The organism is Orrella dioscoreae (assembly GCF_900089455.2).
GTDB classification, from domain to species: Bacteria; Pseudomonadota; Gammaproteobacteria; order Burkholderiales; family Burkholderiaceae_B; genus Orrella; species Orrella dioscoreae.
The window spans coordinates 1,747,376-1,763,601 of sequence record NZ_LT907988.1 but is presented as its reverse complement, the minus strand read 5'-3'; the positions used below and the strand labels follow the sequence as shown (position 1 = coordinate 1,763,601).

At 68.3% G+C, this 16,226-nt stretch carries 16 protein-coding genes; 2 read left to right on the top strand and 14 right to left on the bottom strand.

All coding sequences use genetic code 11. The features are described 5' to 3' along the window. The first annotated feature begins 47 nt into the window (after positions 1-47). The gene (gene argA / locus ODI_RS08230; protein ID WP_067757885.1) at positions 48-1,403 is read left to right on the top strand and encodes an amino-acid N-acetyltransferase; all 1,356 of its coding nucleotides are present in this window, start codon (positions 48-50) and stop codon (positions 1,401-1,403) included. A gap of 99 nt (positions 1,404-1,502) precedes the next feature. Then, positions 1,503-1,775 carry an oxidative damage protection protein gene (locus ODI_RS08225; RefSeq protein WP_067757883.1) on the top strand — a complete coding sequence of 91 codons (273 nt, stop codon included), beginning with the start codon at positions 1,503-1,505 and terminating at the stop codon, positions 1,773-1,775. 85 nt (positions 1,776-1,860) lie between these two features. Here ODI_RS08225 and phoU read toward each other — a convergent pair whose 3' ends face one another. From phoU to ODI_RS08155, 14 genes are all read right to left on the bottom strand, one after another. Next, positions 1,861-2,586 (bottom strand): phosphate signaling complex protein PhoU, encoded by a 726-nt coding sequence (phoU, locus tag ODI_RS08220; protein ID WP_067757880.1) that lies wholly within the window; start codon positions 2,584-2,586, stop codon positions 1,861-1,863. A gap of 156 nt (positions 2,587-2,742) precedes the next feature. Beyond that, on the bottom strand, positions 2,743-3,423 hold the full coding sequence (rpiA, locus tag ODI_RS08215; RefSeq protein ID WP_067757877.1) for a ribose-5-phosphate isomerase RpiA: 681 nt from the start codon (positions 3,421-3,423) through the stop codon (positions 2,743-2,745). A 966-nt stretch (positions 3,424-4,389) separates the two neighbouring features. Further along, entirely contained in the window at positions 4,390-5,733 is a 1,344-nt protein-coding gene (rmuC, locus tag ODI_RS08210) for a DNA recombination protein RmuC (RefSeq protein WP_098020873.1), read from the bottom strand. A gap of 90 nt (positions 5,734-5,823) precedes the next feature. Next, a complete protein-coding gene (locus tag ODI_RS08205) occupies positions 5,824-6,513 on the bottom strand; it encodes a DNA-3-methyladenine glycosylase (protein ID WP_067759442.1) in 690 nt (229 codons plus the stop codon). 46 nt (positions 6,514-6,559) lie between these two features. Then, on the bottom strand, positions 6,560-6,913 hold the full coding sequence (locus ODI_RS08200) for a Spx/MgsR family RNA polymerase-binding regulatory protein (protein WP_067759445.1): 354 nt from the start codon (positions 6,911-6,913) through the stop codon (positions 6,560-6,562). Further along, positions 6,910-7,722 carry an ABC transporter permease subunit gene (locus ODI_RS08195; protein ID WP_067759448.1) on the bottom strand — a complete coding sequence of 271 codons (813 nt, stop codon included), beginning with the start codon at positions 7,720-7,722 and terminating at the stop codon, positions 6,910-6,912. Before ODI_RS08195 ends, ODI_RS08200 begins: the two co-directional genes overlap by 4 nt. Then, positions 7,719-8,639 carry an ABC transporter permease subunit gene (locus ODI_RS08190; RefSeq protein ID WP_067759451.1) on the bottom strand — a complete coding sequence of 307 codons (921 nt, stop codon included), beginning with the start codon at positions 8,637-8,639 and terminating at the stop codon, positions 7,719-7,721. Before ODI_RS08190 ends, ODI_RS08195 begins: the two co-directional genes overlap by 4 nt. After that, positions 8,636-9,766, bottom strand: coding sequence for an ABC transporter ATP-binding protein (locus ODI_RS08185; protein WP_067759454.1), 1,131 nt, complete (start codon positions 9,764-9,766; stop codon positions 8,636-8,638). The genes ODI_RS08190 and ODI_RS08185 overlap by 4 nt, the downstream gene beginning before the upstream one ends. Positions 9,767-9,772: 6 nt before the next feature. Beyond that, positions 9,773-10,837 (bottom strand): polyamine ABC transporter substrate-binding protein, encoded by a 1,065-nt coding sequence (locus ODI_RS08180; RefSeq protein ID WP_162292311.1) that lies wholly within the window; start codon positions 10,835-10,837, stop codon positions 9,773-9,775. A 188-nt stretch (positions 10,838-11,025) separates the two neighbouring features. Further along, positions 11,026-11,694, bottom strand: coding sequence for a 3-deoxy-D-manno-octulosonic acid kinase (locus tag ODI_RS08175; protein WP_067759815.1), 669 nt, complete (start codon positions 11,692-11,694; stop codon positions 11,026-11,028). Positions 11,695-11,761: 67 nt separating this feature from the next. Beyond that, positions 11,762-12,181 carry a group II truncated hemoglobin gene (locus tag ODI_RS08170; protein ID WP_067759459.1) on the bottom strand — a complete coding sequence of 140 codons (420 nt, stop codon included), beginning with the start codon at positions 12,179-12,181 and terminating at the stop codon, positions 11,762-11,764. Then, positions 12,181-14,730 carry an ABC transporter permease gene (locus tag ODI_RS08165; RefSeq protein WP_082985514.1) on the bottom strand — a complete coding sequence of 850 codons (2,550 nt, stop codon included), beginning with the start codon at positions 14,728-14,730 and terminating at the stop codon, positions 12,181-12,183. The genes ODI_RS08170 and ODI_RS08165 overlap by 1 nt, the downstream gene beginning before the upstream one ends. 251 nt (positions 14,731-14,981) lie before the next feature. Next, positions 14,982-15,230: a hypothetical protein gene (locus tag ODI_RS22260; protein WP_067759462.1), complete on the bottom strand. Its 249-nt coding sequence runs from the start codon at positions 15,228-15,230 to the stop codon at positions 14,982-14,984. A 180-nt stretch (positions 15,231-15,410) separates the two neighbouring features. Continuing rightward, positions 15,411-16,193 carry a sulfite exporter TauE/SafE family protein gene (locus ODI_RS08155; RefSeq protein WP_067759464.1) on the bottom strand — a complete coding sequence of 261 codons (783 nt, stop codon included), beginning with the start codon at positions 16,191-16,193 and terminating at the stop codon, positions 15,411-15,413. Between the last annotated feature and the right edge of the window lie 33 nt (positions 16,194-16,226).

Sequence of the window (16,226 nt, the reverse complement as noted above, 5' to 3'; positions counted from 1 at the left end):
CCCCGCTCCGTTTTCCGATTCTTTTCGCTGGATACCCCCTCACCGCCATGCATGACCTGGAACCCGACACCGTCTCCGCCCTGGAAGCCCCCGAATTCGCCGCCGCGCAGTTCGTGCGATGGTTCCGAGAGGTGGCGCCCTATGTGCACGCGTTCCGGGGCAAGACCTTCGTCATCGGCTTCGGCGGTGAACTGGTGCAGGCCGGCGCGCTGAACGTGCTGATCCAGGACCTGTCGCTGCTGTCGGCCCTGGGCATCAAGCTGGTGCTGGTGCACGGCTCGCGCCCGCAGGTCAACGAACAGCTGCGGCTGAAGGGGCTGGACCAGCAGTTCGGTCGCGGCATGTCGCCCACCGACGCCGCCGCCCTGGAATGCGCCAAGGAAGCCGCCGGCGAGATCCGCCTGGACATCGAGGCCGCCTTCAGCCAGGGGCTGCCCAACACGCCCATGTCGCACGCCCACATCCGCGTGCTGTCGGGCAACTTCATCACCGCCCGCCCTGCCGGCGTGATCGACGGCGTGGACTATCGCCACACCGGCCACGTCCGCAAGGTGGACGCGGACGCCCTGCGTTTCGCCATGGAGCGCGGCGCCGTGGTCCTGCTGTCGCCGCTGGGCTTCTCGCCGACGGGCGACGCCTTCAACCTGGCCATGGAAGAGCTGGCCACGAGCGTGGCCGTGGCCCTGCGCGCCGAGAAGCTGATCTTCCTGACCGACACGCGTGGCGTGCTGGATGCCGACGGCAACGTCGACACCGAGCTGGCCCGCGACGACGCCGACTCGCTGCTGGCCGAAGGCGCGCTGGACGAGGACACCGCCTTCTTCCTGCGCTACGCCTCGCGCGCGGTCAAGCGCGGCGTGGCGCGTGCGCACCTGGTGCCCTATGCCCTGGACGGCAGCGTGATGCTGGAAGTGTTCACCCACGACGGCGTGGGCACCATGGTGGTCGAGGACACGCTGGACGACCTGCGCGCCGCCACCGTCGACGACGTGGGCGCCATCCTGCAGCTCATCGAGCCGCTGGAAGCCGACGGCACGCTGGTGGCCCGTGGCCGCAGCGTCATCGAACGCGACGTGGAGAACTTCACGGTACTGGAGCACGACGGCGTGATCTACGGCTGCGCCGCGCTGCATGCCTATCCGGGCGAGCAGATGGCGGAAATGGCCTGCCTCATCGTGCATCCCGAGTGGCAAGGCGCGGGCGAAGGCGAGATCCTGCTGCGCCACATCGAATCACGCGCGCGCGCGCAGGGCATCAAGCGGCTGTTCGTGCTCACCACCCGCACCTCGCACTGGTTCCTGAAGCGCGGCTTCACGCAGGGCGGCGTCGCCGACCTGCCGCGCGAGCGCCAGGCCAGCTACAACCGCTCGCGCAACAGCCTGATCTTCATCAAGCGGCTCTGAGCCTGCACCCTCGCCGCCCCCATGACCCTTGGGGGCTTGGCCGGTCTTGCCGGATGGGCAAGGTTAGAATGAACCATTACTTTTCATAGGCAGTCGATCATGGCCCGTACCGTCCAGTGTGTGAAATTGAAGCGCGAGGCCGAAGGCCTGGATTTCCCTCCGTATCCCGGAGAGATGGGCACGCGCATCTGGCAGAGCATCTCCAAGGAAGCCTGGCAGGAATGGCAGTCGGTGCAGACCCGCCTGGTCAACGAAAACCGCCTGAACCTCGCCGACAGCCGCGCCCGCAAGTACCTGGCCCAGCAAATGGAGAAGTTCCTGTTCGAGGACAGCGACGTCGAAGCCCACGGCTACGTGCCCCCCTCGGCCTGAGCCCCACCCCGAGACGAAAAAAAACGCCATCCGCAAGGATGGCGTTTTTTCTTGCGCAAGCCGGACAGCATCCGGCCCGGCGGGCTTACTCGGCGCCAGCGTCCGGCTCGGTCTCACCGCGCGCCAGGCGCTCGGTGTTCTTCACGCCGGTGTGGCGCACGTCGGCGCCGTGCACCATGTAGATGACGCGCTCGGCCATGTTCTTGCAGTGGTCGCCCACGCGCTCGAGCGCGCGCGCGATGAAGATCAGGTCGATGGAGCGGGAGATGGTGCGCGGGTCTTCGATCATGTAGGTGATCAGGTGACGCAGCGCACCCTTCCATTCCTTGTCGACTTCCTTGTCGCTGCGCACCACGGCGGCGGCCTGGATGGCGTCCAGGCGGGCGAAGGAGTCCAGGGCCTGGCGCAGCATGACCAGCACGCCGTTGGCCATGTGGCGCAGCTCGACGACCGGCTGGTAGCGCCTTTCGCCTTCGTGCACGCGGCGGGCGACGGTGGCGACCTTCTCGGCCTCGTCACCCGAACGCTCCATGTCCGTGAGCATCTTGGAGACGGCCAGCATCATGCGCAGGTCGATGGCGGTGGGTTGATGGCGAGCGAGGATCAGGCTGATGCGCTCGTCGATTTCCACTTCCAGGCGGTTGACTTCCTTTTCGCGCTCGCGGACCTTCTCGACGAGGTCGAGATCACCGCTGGCCAGGGCATCGATGCCGTCCTGGATCATGGCTTCGACCAGCCCGCCCATCTGCAGAAACTGCGAGCGGATGCGCTCCAGATCCTGGTCGAACTGCTTGTTGGTATGTTCGGTCATGCCTGATCCCTGTTTCCTGCCTTGTACAAGGCGCTGTCATATTTCAGCCGGCATGCCGCGGGAGGCCGCGCCGGGTGGGGGGTGGTGAGCCGCATCGCTTGCATTTCGGCGGGCTTACGCACGATCCAGCAAGCTTATGACTCGCATGTGACAACATTATGACTTTCGGTCCAGGCGGCGAATACCCCCTTGGGTAGCCAGCAGCGCGACGTCGGCGCCCGCGCGCGCGAACAGGCCGCAGGTGACCACCCCGGGGATGTTGTTGACCTCGGCCTCGAACGCGGCTGGATCCTTGATCGTCAGACCCGCCACGTCCAGAATGATGTTGCCGTTGTCGGTGACGAAGCCCTGGCGCCAGACGGGCTGGCCGCCCAACGCGGCCAGGCGGCGCGCCAGCGCCTCACGGGCCATGGGAATGACCTCGACGGGCAGCGGGAAGGCGCCCAGGCGGTCGACCAGCTTGGATTCGTCAGCGATGCACACGAAGCGCTTGGCCACCGAGGCCACGATCTTCTCGCGCGTGAGCGCGCCGCCCCCGCCCTTGACCATGTTCAGCGCGGGATCGATTTCATCGGCGCCGTCCACATAGACGGGCATGTCGGCGACGTCGTTCAGGTCCAATACCGTGATGCCGTGCGCCGCCAGGCGGGCGGCGCTGCGCTCGGAACTGGCCACGGCGCCCCGCACCCGTCCCTTGAACCGCACCAGGCCATCGATGAAGAGATCCGCCGTGGAGCCGGTGCCCACGCCGATGACGACGTCGGGACCAACGAAAGGGTCGATGTAATCGAGCGCGGCATCGGCCGCCTGCTGCTTGAGTTGCTGTTGAGTAAGCATAGGAAGGGACACCGGAGAGGCGCCGCGACAGAATTTCGGGGTGAAGCCGGGAATGTAGCAGATCGGTTTGGAGGGAAGCTTTCGCTGCGGGGGGGGGTGGGTGAGGTTGTGATACCGCATCGTTGACGGCCGTCGAGGGTGGTCGCGCCGTCGGTCGCCTGCCGCGTGGTGGGGCGCCCACAGCGCCCCGCCCCCCGCAGAAGGCGCCCGCCGTCCCGCCCACCCTCGACGTCCTGCGCTTAGGGGTTCTGGATCGGAGTCAGCAACCCGAGTCCTGCTCGCATTCTTGCCCTGCGCTCGCTGCCCTCCCGAAGATCTCGGCTTGCCGCTGGCCGGAGGGCGCCCACAGCGCCCACCGGCCAGCATTCGGAAAAGCAATAGGGCAGCTTTTGAGAGAGTGGGGGCGAGAGTTGGAGGGGGGAAGCAGCACGCTTCGGACTACGGGCGCCGCTTGGCCGTGTTGCCTGCTTGGAAAGGCTGCTCCACCACCGTCACGGAGCGGCCGAAGCCGCCAGGCTCATCAATGTCTCGGTGCCTCTGCCCGCGCAAGACTCCCGCCATTCAGTCACGATGACGGAACAACGCCTCCAAGCAGACAACGCAGCCTGACGGGGGCCCCCGCCCGAAGCGCGATGCCCCCCACCTCCACTCCCCTTCCCCCCTCTCTCAAAAGCTGCCCTATTGCTTTCCCGAATGCTCAGCAATGGGCGCTGTGGGCGCCCATTGCTGAGCGGCAAGCCGAGATCTTCGGACAGGCAGCGAGCGCAAGGCAAGAATGCGAGCAGGACTACGGTGGATGACTCCGGTACACACCACTCAAACGCAGGACGTCGAGGGTGGGCGGGACGGCGGGCGCCTTCTGCGGGGGGCGGGGCGCTGTGGGCGCCCCACCGCGCGGCAGGCGGCCGACGGCACGACCACCCTCGGCGGCCGTCAACCTAGCGGTTCAACCCCCCTTCCAAAAAATCACCCCTCATCAACCCGCTCCTCCTCAGAAGCCTCCCCCAACAACCGCTGCGCCTCCCCATCAGGCAGCGCCTCAACCGCTTTCAGATTCCGCAGCATCACCCGCGTCCGCGTCTCCGTCAGACCGATCTTGCTGCTGGCCGTATCCAGCGTCTTCTTCACGCTCGCCAGCGACTCGCCGAACTTGCCGAACTCCGTCTTCACCGCCCGCAGCACCTGCCAGACTTCAGACGAGCGCTGTTCGATCGCCAGCGTGCGGAAGCCCATCTGCAGGCTGTTGAGCAGCGCGGCCAGGTTGCTCGGGCCGGCCACGTTCACGCGCAGGCCCTGCAGCTTGTCGACCAGGCCGGGGCGGCGCAGCACTTCCGCGTACAGGCCCTCGGTGGGCAGGAACATGATGGCGAAATCGGTCGTGTGCGGCGGCGCGATGTACTTGTCGGCGATGAGCTTGGCCTGGATCTCGACGGCCCGCGCCAGCGCGTTGCCCGCCACGCGCGCGGCGTCGGCGTCGGCCGTGTCCTGCGCGTCGACCAGGCGCTCGTACTCTTCCTTGGGGAACTTGGCGTCGATGGGCAGCCAGACAGGCTGGCCCTCGGTCTCGCGGCCCGGCAGGCGGATCGCGAACTCCACGATGGCGTCGCTGCCCGGCACCGGCCGCACGTTGCGGCCGTACTGGTCGGCCGTCATCGTGTCCTCGACCAGGCGTGCAAGCTGGACTTCGCCCCAGGTGCCGCGGCTCTTCACATTGGTCAGCACGCGCTTCAGGTCGCCGACGCCGGCGGCCAGCGACTGCATCTCGCCCAGGCCCTTGTGCACGGCCTCCAGGCGCTCGGACACCAGCTTGAAGGACTCTCCCAGCCGCTGTTCCAGCGTGGCGTGCAGCTTTTCATCGACGGTGCGACGCATTTCGTCGAGCTTGGCGGTGTTGTCGGCCTGCAGGCTTTGCAGGCGCTGGTCCACCGTCAGCCGCACTTCCGACAGGCGCCGCTCGTTGATCTCGATGAGGCCCTGCAGCTGCTCGGTCAGGCGCGAGACGAAACGGGCCTGGGCTTCCGCATGTTCCGTGCGGGATGCCGAGGCATCCCGCGACAGCACGGCACGCAGCGCCTCGTGGCTTTGCGCCAGCTCGGCCCGGATGGCGCGCGAGGACTCCGAGAACTCGGCGCGCAAGGCACGCTGCCCCTCCGCCAGGTCGGCGCGAAGGCCGCGCGCCAGCTTGTCCTGGCCTTCCAGCAGACGGTCCAGGCGCGGATCGGGACGCTGTCCGCGCAGGAGCGCGAGCAATGCAAGCAAGGTGGCCAAAACGGCGCCCACGGCGGCCAGCCAGAGCAGGATAGCGGTCAAGGTGTTCTCCGGGAAGACAGGATTGTAGAGCGCGGGATAGCTGCCTGGCCGGACAGTCTCAGGCTGCCCGATGCCTGCCACCGGGCCAGTTCAATCCGCCGGGGACGCCGGCAAGGGCAGCCCCTGCCGGTCCACCAGGCGGTAATCCAGCCCGGCAGTCTGGCCACGCCGCAAGGGGTTGCGCGTGCAGTGGCGCGCATAGGCCGCGTCCACATAGCGGTAAGGCAGGTGCGCGTCCCGGCCGGCGGGAATGCCCAGCCTGGCCGCCTGCACCAGCACTGCCGGTCGTTCGCCCACGTCTTCCACGAAGAAGCGCGACGCGTTGAAGCGCTGCGCGTCCCAATGCGGCACCTGCAAGCCCAACGACCGGCACAGCAGGGTCTGCCCCGCGCACAGGCGTTCGGGTGGGCGCGGCCGGCCTTGCGCATCGGGGTTGGCGCGCTGCATGGCGGCCAGCGCGCGCGGACCGGCCTTGGCATCCAGCCAGGGATAGGCCGACTTGATCAGCACCGCATTGCCCGGGCCGTGCGCGCTGAAGTTCAGCGAATCGCCGCCGCGGGCGTAATACATATAGATGACGCCGCCATCCTGGAACAGCGCGCGGCGCTTGTGCGTGTAGCCCAGCGACGCATGGCTGCCGCGGTCGTCGAGGGTATAGGCCTCGGTCTCGATGATGCGCGCCGAACGCCAGATGCCGCCCACGCGATGGCGCAGCACCATGCCCAGCAGCTCACGCGCCAGGGTCAGGGCGTCCCGGTCGAAGAAGGCGTCGGGCAGCATGGACGAGACTCAGGAAGCCGGGCGCTGGCCGCGCCCGCCGGCCGGGTCAGAGAAAGCGCTCGGTGTAGCGCTTTTCGTTGAAGCCCACGGCCACCGTGCCGTCACCGGCCTGCGAGACCGGACGGCGCACCAGCGCGGGGTACTCGGCGATGAGGGCCAGCCACTCGGCATCGGAAGCCGGGGACTTGCGGCTTTCATCCAGGTTGCGCCAGGTCATGGAGGCCCGGTTCACCAGCTTTTCCCAGCCGCCCAGCTGTGCCGCCCAGTCTTTCAACAGGGCGGGCGACACGGGCGTCTCGCGGTAATCGACGAAGTCATGCGCCACATCGTGGGCGTCCAGCCATTGCCGCGCCTTGGCGACGGTGCTGCAGGCCTTCAGGCCGTACAAGGTCAGGCTCATCGTTCCTCTCTCCGTTTCTGCAGGCGATGGGCGACGATGACGCACACCCCCACCGCCAGGATGAACAAGGTCGCCAACGCGTTGACCTCGGGTTTCAGCCCCAGGCGCACGCGCGAGAAGATCTCGGGCGACAAGGGGGTGAAGCCCGGCCCCGACAGGAACGAGGCAATGACGACGTCGTCGAGCGACAGCGTGAAGGACAGCAGCCAGGCCGCGCCCAGAGCCGGCGCGATGAGCGGCAGCGTGATCAGGAAGAAGACCTTGAGCGGCGGTGCGCCGAGATCCAGCGCAGCCTCTTCCAGCGAGCGGTCCAGGTCGCGGATGCGCGACTGGATGATGACCGCGACATAGGCCGTGCACAGCAGCACGTGGCCCACCCAGATGGTGAACATGCCGCGCTCGCCGGGCCAGCCGAAGAGCTTGTCCATTTCCACGAACATGAGCAGCAGCGACAGGCCCAGCACGACCTCGGGGATGACCAGCGGCGCGCTGACCATGCCGAGATACAGCGAAAAGCCGGGGAAGCGCCCCATGCGCGCCAGCACATAACCGGCCCAGGTGCCGATGATGACCGCCGCGGTGGCGCTGAGCGCGCCGATGCGGAAGGACAGCCAGGCCGCCGACAGCAGCACCGAGTCATTGAAGAGCGCGGTGTACCAGCGGAACGAGAAGCCGCTCCAGGACGTGACCATGGCCGAGTCGTTGAACGAGAAGACGATCAGCGTGGCGATGGGCAGGTAAAGGAAGCCGAAGCCCAGGAACAGGACCAGGCCGCGCAGCCAGGGGTTGGGGGCGATGGCGGTGCTCATCGCGCGCCCTCCCGCTGCAGCTCCATCTGGCGCACCTGGCTCTTCTGGAAGAGCGCGAGCGGCACGAGCAGCAGCAACACCATGACCACCGTGATGGACGCGGCCATCGGCCAGTCGGTGTTGGTGAAGAACTCGTTCCACATGAGCCGGCCCATCATGAGCGTGTTGGCGCCGCCCAGCATTTCGGGAATGACGTACTCGCCCACGCAGGGAATGAACACCAGCATGGCGCCCGCGATGACGCCGGCGCGCGACAGCGGCAGCGTGATCTTCAGGAAGGCCTGCCAGGGACGCGCGCCCAGGTCGTAGGCGGCTTCCAGCAGCCGCGTGTCCAGCTTCACGAGATTGGCGTAGAGCGGCAGGATGAAGAACGGCAGATAGGCGTAGATCATGCCGATGTAGACGGCCAGGTCCGTGCGGTATATCTCGAGCGGGCTGTCGATGACGCCCAGCCACATCAGGAAATTGTTCAGCAGGCCGTCGTTGCGCAGGATGCCGACCCAGGCGTAGACGCGCAGCAGCAGCGAAGTCCAGAACGGCAGGATCACGGCCAGCAGCAGCACGTTGCGCACGGCAGGCGCCGAGCGCGCGATGTAATAGGCGATGGGATAGCCGATGAGCGCGCACCACAGCGTGGTGATGGCGGCCATCTCCAGCGAGTTGAGATAGGTCTGGACGTACAGCGAGTCGGCCAGCAGCATGGCGTAGCCGCGCAGGTGCAGCGCCAGGGTGATGGTCTCGTCCTTGAACTCGTAGAGCGGCGTGTACGGCGGCACGCCGAACTCGAGCTCGGCGAAGCTGATCTTCAGCACCAGGAAGAACGGCACCAGCAGAAACAGCGCCAGCCAGGCATACGGCGGCACGATGGCCAGCGCCCGGCTGCCCGGAAGCAGCTTGCGCACGTCCAGGCGCATCATGATGCGAGCACCATGGCGCTGTCGTTGTCCCAGCTGACGTAGACCTCTTCGTCCAGGCCCGGCGCGTCGGGGCCGGCCAGTTGGCGGCCCGATACGCTGACCTCGACGATCTTGCCCGAGGACAGGCGCACCTGGTAGCGCGCATGGCTGCCCAGCCACGCCACGTGGCTGACCACGCCGAAGCCCCAGTTGTGCTCGACCCGTGGCTGCTCGCGCGACAGCAGCAGTTGCTCGGGCCGGATGGACACGTGCACTTCCATGCCCAGCGGCTCGCTGACGCCGTGGCTCACGAAGAGCGGGCGCGGCAGGTCGTCGCTTTCGATGGCGATGTGATCGGGCTCGTCCACCACGATGGTGCCGGTGAAGAGATTGGTCGAGCCGATGAAGCCCGCCACGAAGCGGTTGCTGGGGAAGGTGTAGACATCCTGCGGCGAACCCACCTGCACGATCTGCCCGTCGGTCATGACGGCCAGGCGGTCGGAGAGGGTCATGGCCTCGTCCTGGTCATGGGTGACCATGATGCAGGTCACGCCCACCTGCTGGATGATGCGCACGAGCTCGATCTGCGTCTTCTGGCGGATCTGCTTGTCCAGCGCGGACATGGGTTCGTCCAGCAGCAGCAGCTTCGGGCGCTTGACCAGGCTGCGCGCCAGCGCGACGCGCTGCTGCTGGCCGCCGGACAGCTGGTGCGGCTTGCGGCGGGCATATTGGCCCATCTGCACCAGCTCCAGCGCTTCCTGCACGCGCTCGTAGATCTCGTTGGCCGGCACGCCTTCCTGCTTCAGGCCGAAAGCGACGTTGCCCTCGACGGTCATGTGCGGGAACAGCGCATAGGACTGGAACATCATGTTGACAGGCCGCCGGTACGGCGGCATGCCGGTGATGTCCTGGCCGTCGAGCAGGATGCGGCCCGAGCTGGGGGTCTCGAAACCGGCCAGCATGCGCAGCAGCGTGGATTTGCCGCAGCCCGAACTGCCCAGCAGCGAGAAGAGCTCGTTGCGGCGCACCGCGACGTTCACCCCGCGCACGGCGACCGTGTCGCCGAAGACCTTGACCACATCCTCGACGCGGACGAACTCGTCCGCGTCCACCGCGGTGTCCTGCACCGCCTGGCGGCTATCTGCCATGATCGCTCAGCGTCCCGATTTCAGTTCGGCCCAGAGGCGCGTCTGCAGGCGCTGCACGGCCAGCGGCTGCGGCTTGATGACGTAGAGGGTCTTGGAGACCTCCGCCGGCGGATAGATGTTCACGTTGCCCGCCACGTCCTTGTTCACGAATTCGCGCGCCGACTTGTTGGCGTTCGGGTAGAACATGTGGTTGGTGATGGCGGCGTGGACCTTCGGCGTCTCGATGTAGTTGATGAAGGCATGCGCGGCATCGACGTTCTGCGCGTCCTTGGGGATGGCCATGGTGTCGAACCAGGCAGGCGCCCCGCCCTTGGGCAGGTAGTAGTCGATCTCGTAGTCCTTCCTGGCTTCCCTGGCGCGGCGCGCGGCGATCAGCACGTCTCCCGAGAAACCATAGACCATGCACAGGTCGCCGGCGGCCAGCTCGTCGATATAGCCCGAGGAACTGAACTGGCGAATGTAGGGGCGGATCTTCTTCAGGACGTCCAGCGCGGCGCGGTAGTCGGCGGGCTCGCTGCTGTTGGGATCCTTGCCCAGGTAGTGCAGCACGGCCGGGAAAACCTGCGCGGCCTCGTCCAGCATGGAGATGCCGCAGGACTGCAGCTTGGCGGCGTTCTCGGGCTTGAACAGGGTGTCCCAGCTGCCCAGGTCGGCATCGGCCCCCAGCGCGGCGCGCGCGCGGGTCACGTTGTAGCCCAGCCCGTTGGTGCCATAGCCCCAGGGCACGAGGTATTGGTTGCCCGGATCGACCGTGGCGACCAGCGCCATGATCTCGGGATCGAGGTGCGACCAGTTGGGGATCTTGCTGCGGTCCAGCTTCTGGAAAAGACCGCCTTCCAGCTGGCGCGCGGCGTAGTGCGTGGACGGCACGACGATGTCGTAGCCCGACTTGCCGGTCAGCAGCTTGGCCTGCAGGGTGTCATTGCTGTCGTAGACGTCGTAGCGCACCTTGATGCCGGTTTCCTTCTCGAAACCGGGCAGGGTGTCGGGCGCGGTGTACTCGGCCCAGTTGTAGACGTTGACGGTCTTGTTGTCCTGGGCCTGGGCGGCTGCCGAGACCGACAAGGCCATGAGCGCCGCGACCAACCCGGACACGGTCTTGCCGCCGCGTCCCGCGTTTCCGATAGACATGAGAGTTCCCCCGCGTAGAACCAGAAAATTGCCAAACCCAAAATAATAAAGCCTTTTTTCCGCCGTGGGGCGGGGCCCGGGCCGGGCTTCACATGGCGAAAAGACGAGGCGATCCGGGGTGTCCGGCGTCAGCCTTGCCGAGCCCGCCAGGCTGCTTCATAGGATCGCGCCAGCAACGCCCAGAACGCCACGCCGCGCGCGCCTGCCACCTTCTCGCACGAGCGACGCAGGCGGGCCAGGTTGCCCTGCCGGGCGGCGGCGTCCACCCCGCCGCCGCGCCCGCGGTCGAAATCGATGAGCCAGGCCTGGTTCTGCCGGTCTATCAGGATGTTGTAGAGATTCAGGTCCGCATGCCAGGCCCCGGCCGCATGCATGTCGGCGATGGCCTGTGCGGCGGGTTCGCACAGCGCGTCTTCCAGCCGCAAGGCCAGCGGCTGCGCATCCGGGATGCGCTCGGTCAGCAAGGCGGCGCGATAGCCCAGGCCGTGGCGCCAGTAGCCGGCGGCCAGCGGACGCGGCACGGCCAGCCCCGCGTCGCGCAGTTCGGCCATCAGGCGGAACTCGGCGAATGCGCGGGTATCGGACTCGCCGGTCCAGACATAGGTGGCGCGCACCAGCTTGCCCACCAGTCCGCCGCGGCGGTAGTGGCGCAAGGCGGCCTGCGTGCCGCCGGGCAGGGACAGGAACCAGGCCGCCTGGCGGCCCCCTGCCCCCACGGGACGGGCCTGCTCGCCGTGGGTGGCGGGATCGAACAGCGCCGGATCGGGCTGCGTGATCACCGCCGGGTCATACAGCATGGCGCCGCCCCGCCAGGCATGGCGGATGGCCTGCGCGCCGGCGGGCGCGGCAACCTGGGCGGTTGCCTCAGCCTTCACGATTGCGCATCCAGTCGGCGGTGCCGTAGAAGGTGTGCAACAGCCTTTCGGCCAGGGGCTCGGGCAGGCCCTGGTCCTGCATGGCGCGGCCCATGCACGTCACCCACTGGTCACGTCCCTGGCTGTCGATGGCGAACGGCAGGTGGCGCGCCCGCAGGCGCGGATGACCGAAACGCGAGACGTAATGGTCCGGCCCGCCGAAGTAACCGCAGAGGAACCAGAACAGCTTGTCGCGGGCGCTGTCCAGCGAGGGGCCGTGCACGGCGCGCAGTTCCTTCAGGTCGGGCTCCATGTCCATGAGGTCATAGAAACGGTCGACCAGCGCGCGCACGCCGGCCTCCTGGCCGAGCTGATCGTAGAGGGAGCGGGTCGTGTCGAAGGGTTCGAAAATGGGAAGGACTGTCGCCATCAGGCGCCTCGAAGCGTAATGAGCGGCGGCGTGCGCAGCACGCCCCGCAAAGCCAGGGAACCGCCGCCCCAGGCGGCCAGGGCGCCTGCCGCCATGCCGGCCAGCCAGGGCCAGGCGTGCAGGGACAGCGGAAAATCGAAGACGAAGCGCGCCAGCGCCCAGGATACGCCAGTCGCGCCGGACGCGGCCAGCAGGCCCGCCAGGGCGCCCAGCGCCAGCAGCTCCAGGCGTTGCGCGCGCGCCAGCTGGCCGCGGGTGGCGCCCAGGGCCCGCATCAGGGCCGCCTCGTGCGTGCGCTCGTCGCGCGTCGACGACAAGGCCGCCGCCAGCACCAGCACGCCCGCGGCCAGCGTGAAGGCGAACAGCCACTGCACCGCCGCCACCACCTGGTCCAGCACGGTCTGCAGTTGCGCCAGGATCGCGCCCACGTCGAAGACGGTCAGGTTCGGATAGTCGCGCACCAGCGCCTGCATCAGGCCCGCCTGCTCAGGCGGCAAGTGGAAGGAGGTCAGCCAGCTCTGCGGCGCATCCGCCAGCGCGGCAGGCGTCGTCAGGGCAAAGAAGTTGACCTGCATCGTGTCCCAGTCGACCTCGCGCAGGCTGGTGACCTCGACGTTGACGATGGCACCGGCCACGTCAAAACCCAGCGTGTCGCCCAGCTGGATGCCCAGCGTCTTGGCCAGGCCGTCTTCGATCGAGACTTCCATGGCCTTGGGATCGAACTCGCGGCCGGCCAGGATCTCGTTGTAGGCGGGCACCTGGCTGTCGTAGGACAGGTTGAACTCGCGATCCACCATGCGGCGCGCGCGCGGCGCTTCGTAATCGGAAATCGCCACGGCGCGCGCATTGATGGACACCAGGCGGCCGCGGATCATGGGCCAGAGCTTCACGTCGTGGATACCGGCCGCCTGCAGCCGCGCCTGCACGGCCTCGCGCTGGTCGGGCTGGATATTGATGAGGAAGCGGTTGGGCGCGTCGGCCGGCATGGTCTGGCGCCAGCCGTCGATGAGATCGGTGCGCGTCATGGCCAGCAGCAAGAGCGCCATCAGGCCCAGGCCCAGGGCGCAGATCTGCGCGGCCGACGCAGCCCGGCGCCTGGCCATGCCGGCCAGTGCGAAACGCAGGGCCGGCCTGCCGTGGATGCGCGCGCGCAGGGCCCGCACGGCCGACAGGGCCACCCAGGCCACGCCGGCAAACAGCGCAAAGGCGCCGAAGAAGCCGCCCGCCACGATGGCGCCCAGCTTGAGATCGCCAGCGAACCACCACACCAGGCCGGCGAAACCCGCCGCGCCCACCGTGTAGCCGATGGCCGCGCAGCTGGCCGCCATCGCGCCTTCGCGCCGCAGGACGCGCGCCGGCGGCACCCGGCACAGCTCGGCGACCGGCGGCAGCGCGAAGGCGAACAGCAACCAGCTGCCCACCAGCATGCCCTGCACGCCCGGCCGCCAACTGGCTGCCGGCAAGGTCGTGTCGATGAGGCTGCCCAGTCCCGCCACCAGCAAGGCGTGCACGCCATAGCCCGCGACGCAGCCGACCGCCGACGCGGCCAGCGCGATGAAGGCGAACTCCAGGCCGAGCATGCGCAACAGCTGGCCCTGTGTGGCCCCCAGGCAGCGCATGACCGCGACGCCGTCGCGATGGCGCAAGGTGTAGCGGCGCGCGGCCAGCGCCACCGCCACGGCGCAGACCATGACGGCCAACAGCGCCACCAGGGACAGGAAAAGCTGGGCCCGGTCGAGCGTGCGGCGCACCTCGGGCCGGCCCGACTCCAGGTCGGCGATCTTCTGGCCCCGCTGCAGATTGTCCTGCAGCCAGCCGCGGTAGCTGGCCACCGCCGCCTCGTCCCCGGCCAGCAGCAAGGCATAGCCGACACGGCTGCCCAGGCCGATGAGCCCGGTGGCGGGCAGGTCCTCGGCCCGCAGCAGCACGCGCGGCGCCACGTTGACGAACTGCATGCCACGGTCGGGCTCGTAGCGGATGACCTGGGCGATGCGCAATTGCGTATCGCCCACGTGCAGCATGTCGCCCACGGCAAGCGCCGTCATGCCCAGCAGTTGCGGGTCGACCCAGACCGTCCCCGGCGCCGGCGCGCCCTCGGCGGGACGCTCCTCGCCCGTGGCGCTGTCGGCCACGCGCAGGCGGCCGCGCAGCGGATAGTCGCCCTCCACCGCCTTGATGGATGACAGCTGCAGGGTGTCGCCGTTGCCCACCATGGACGGGAACTGCCAGACCCGCGAGGTGCGCAGGCCCAGGTTGCGGGCATGGTCGACGAAAGCCTGGTCGATGGCGCCATCGGCCTCGAGGACGATGTCGCCCCCCAGCATCTGGCCCGCATCGCGCTCCAGCGCGCGCCCGACCCGATCGGACAGGAAGCCCACGCCCGTGACCGCGGCCACCGCGACGATGAGCGCCAGCATGAGCAGGCGCAGCTCGCCGGCGCGGATGTCGCGCACCATGGCAAGCCACGCCATGCGCAGGGACCAGCCCGGCCGGCGGCCGGAAGGGGACGGGGAGGACACTGCGGCGGAGGACGCGAGGGTTCGAGACATGGCGCAATGGTAAGGCAATCAGCGGGAGGGCCGCGGCCGGACGGCTGCGGAAGGGACGGAGACAAAGCACCTGCAACTGCGACACAGGCACCGAGCATACCGAAACGGTGTGACCGCGCCGGGACGCGCGGGTTGCAGGGCACGGCAGGAATGCCACGCGCGCACCCGGCCGAGGCTGGCGCCTGGCCGGGTGCGCGTCGGTGAGAAAGGGCAACGGCCCTGCCGCGCAGGCCACGGCAGGGCCGCGCGGGTTATTGGGAAGACTGCGTGGACTTGCCCGGCTTGTGGGCAGGCTGGTGCGCCTGGGTATGGCCCGTGGTCTTGCCGTGCTTGGCTTGCGGCCTGGCTTGCGGACTTGCGTGCGTGCCATGGGCTGCCTGGCTGCTGGCCTGGGCCGAGGTTCGGCCCGTTTCAGCGGCATGGGCGGCCGGGCCGGCCGCCAGCCCCAGGCACAGGGCCGAGGTCGACAGGAAGGCGGCGATGCGTGCTTGTGTCGTCATGGTGGACTCTCCTTGCAAGAAAGCAACCGGACGTCCGGGTCCGGTGATACCGGGCACGGGCAAGATGCCAGTGGCTCCGTACTGGCTTGGAGGGGGCTGGACGCGGGAGGTTTCCGCAAACTTAAGGAGAATGTCGTAACTGAATTTACGCTGTCTGGACGCTGACCGGGCCGTCAGCGTTCATCCCTCGGCCAGCAGCAGCGCCACCGTGCCGAACAGCATCACGGCAAAGGCCGCGCGCAGGCCGCGCTCGGGCAGGCGATACGCGATGCGCACCCCCACCGGCACCAGCAGCAGGCTGCCGGCAGCCAGCGCCCCGCCCACGACCCAGTCGGTGCTGCCGGAACGCGCATAGGTGAACAGCGCCACGCAGGCGCCCGGAATGATCATGGTGAGCGCCAATGCCTGCGCCGCCGCCTGGCGCAACGCGTAGACCGCGGTCATGACAGGCACCGCGATCACCGCGCCGCCCACGCCGAAGAAGCCGCCCAGCGTTCCTGCCAGCGCCCCCAGCAACGCGGCCTGGCGTCGTTTCAGGGTGGGCGCGGACGCCTGCGCGCCACCGCCCTGCCCGGCCGCCGTGCGCGGCTTGCGCCAGGTCTGCCAGACGTAGAAGGCCCCGACGCAGAACAGGAAGACCGCGAAACTGCGCCGCAAGGTCACGGGGTCCATGCCCAGGGCCCAGCGCGCGCCCAGCCAGGTACAGACCATTGCGCTGAGCGCGCCGGCCGCCGCCACCGACAGGTCGATGCGGGCCTGCTGGTTGTACTTGCGCACGGCCATGAGCACGGTGGGCAACACCATGACGAGCGCCGTGCCCTGGGCCAGTTGCTGGTCCATGCCCAGCACGAGGCCCAGCGCGGGGATGGCGATCAGGCCGCCCCCGATGCCGAGGATGCCGCCCAGCAAGCCGATGACCGCGCCGCTCAGCAGGCAGCCGATCACCAGGACGACGAGAGACACGGGAAAACTCCGAAATGAAAAAGAGACTGCCGG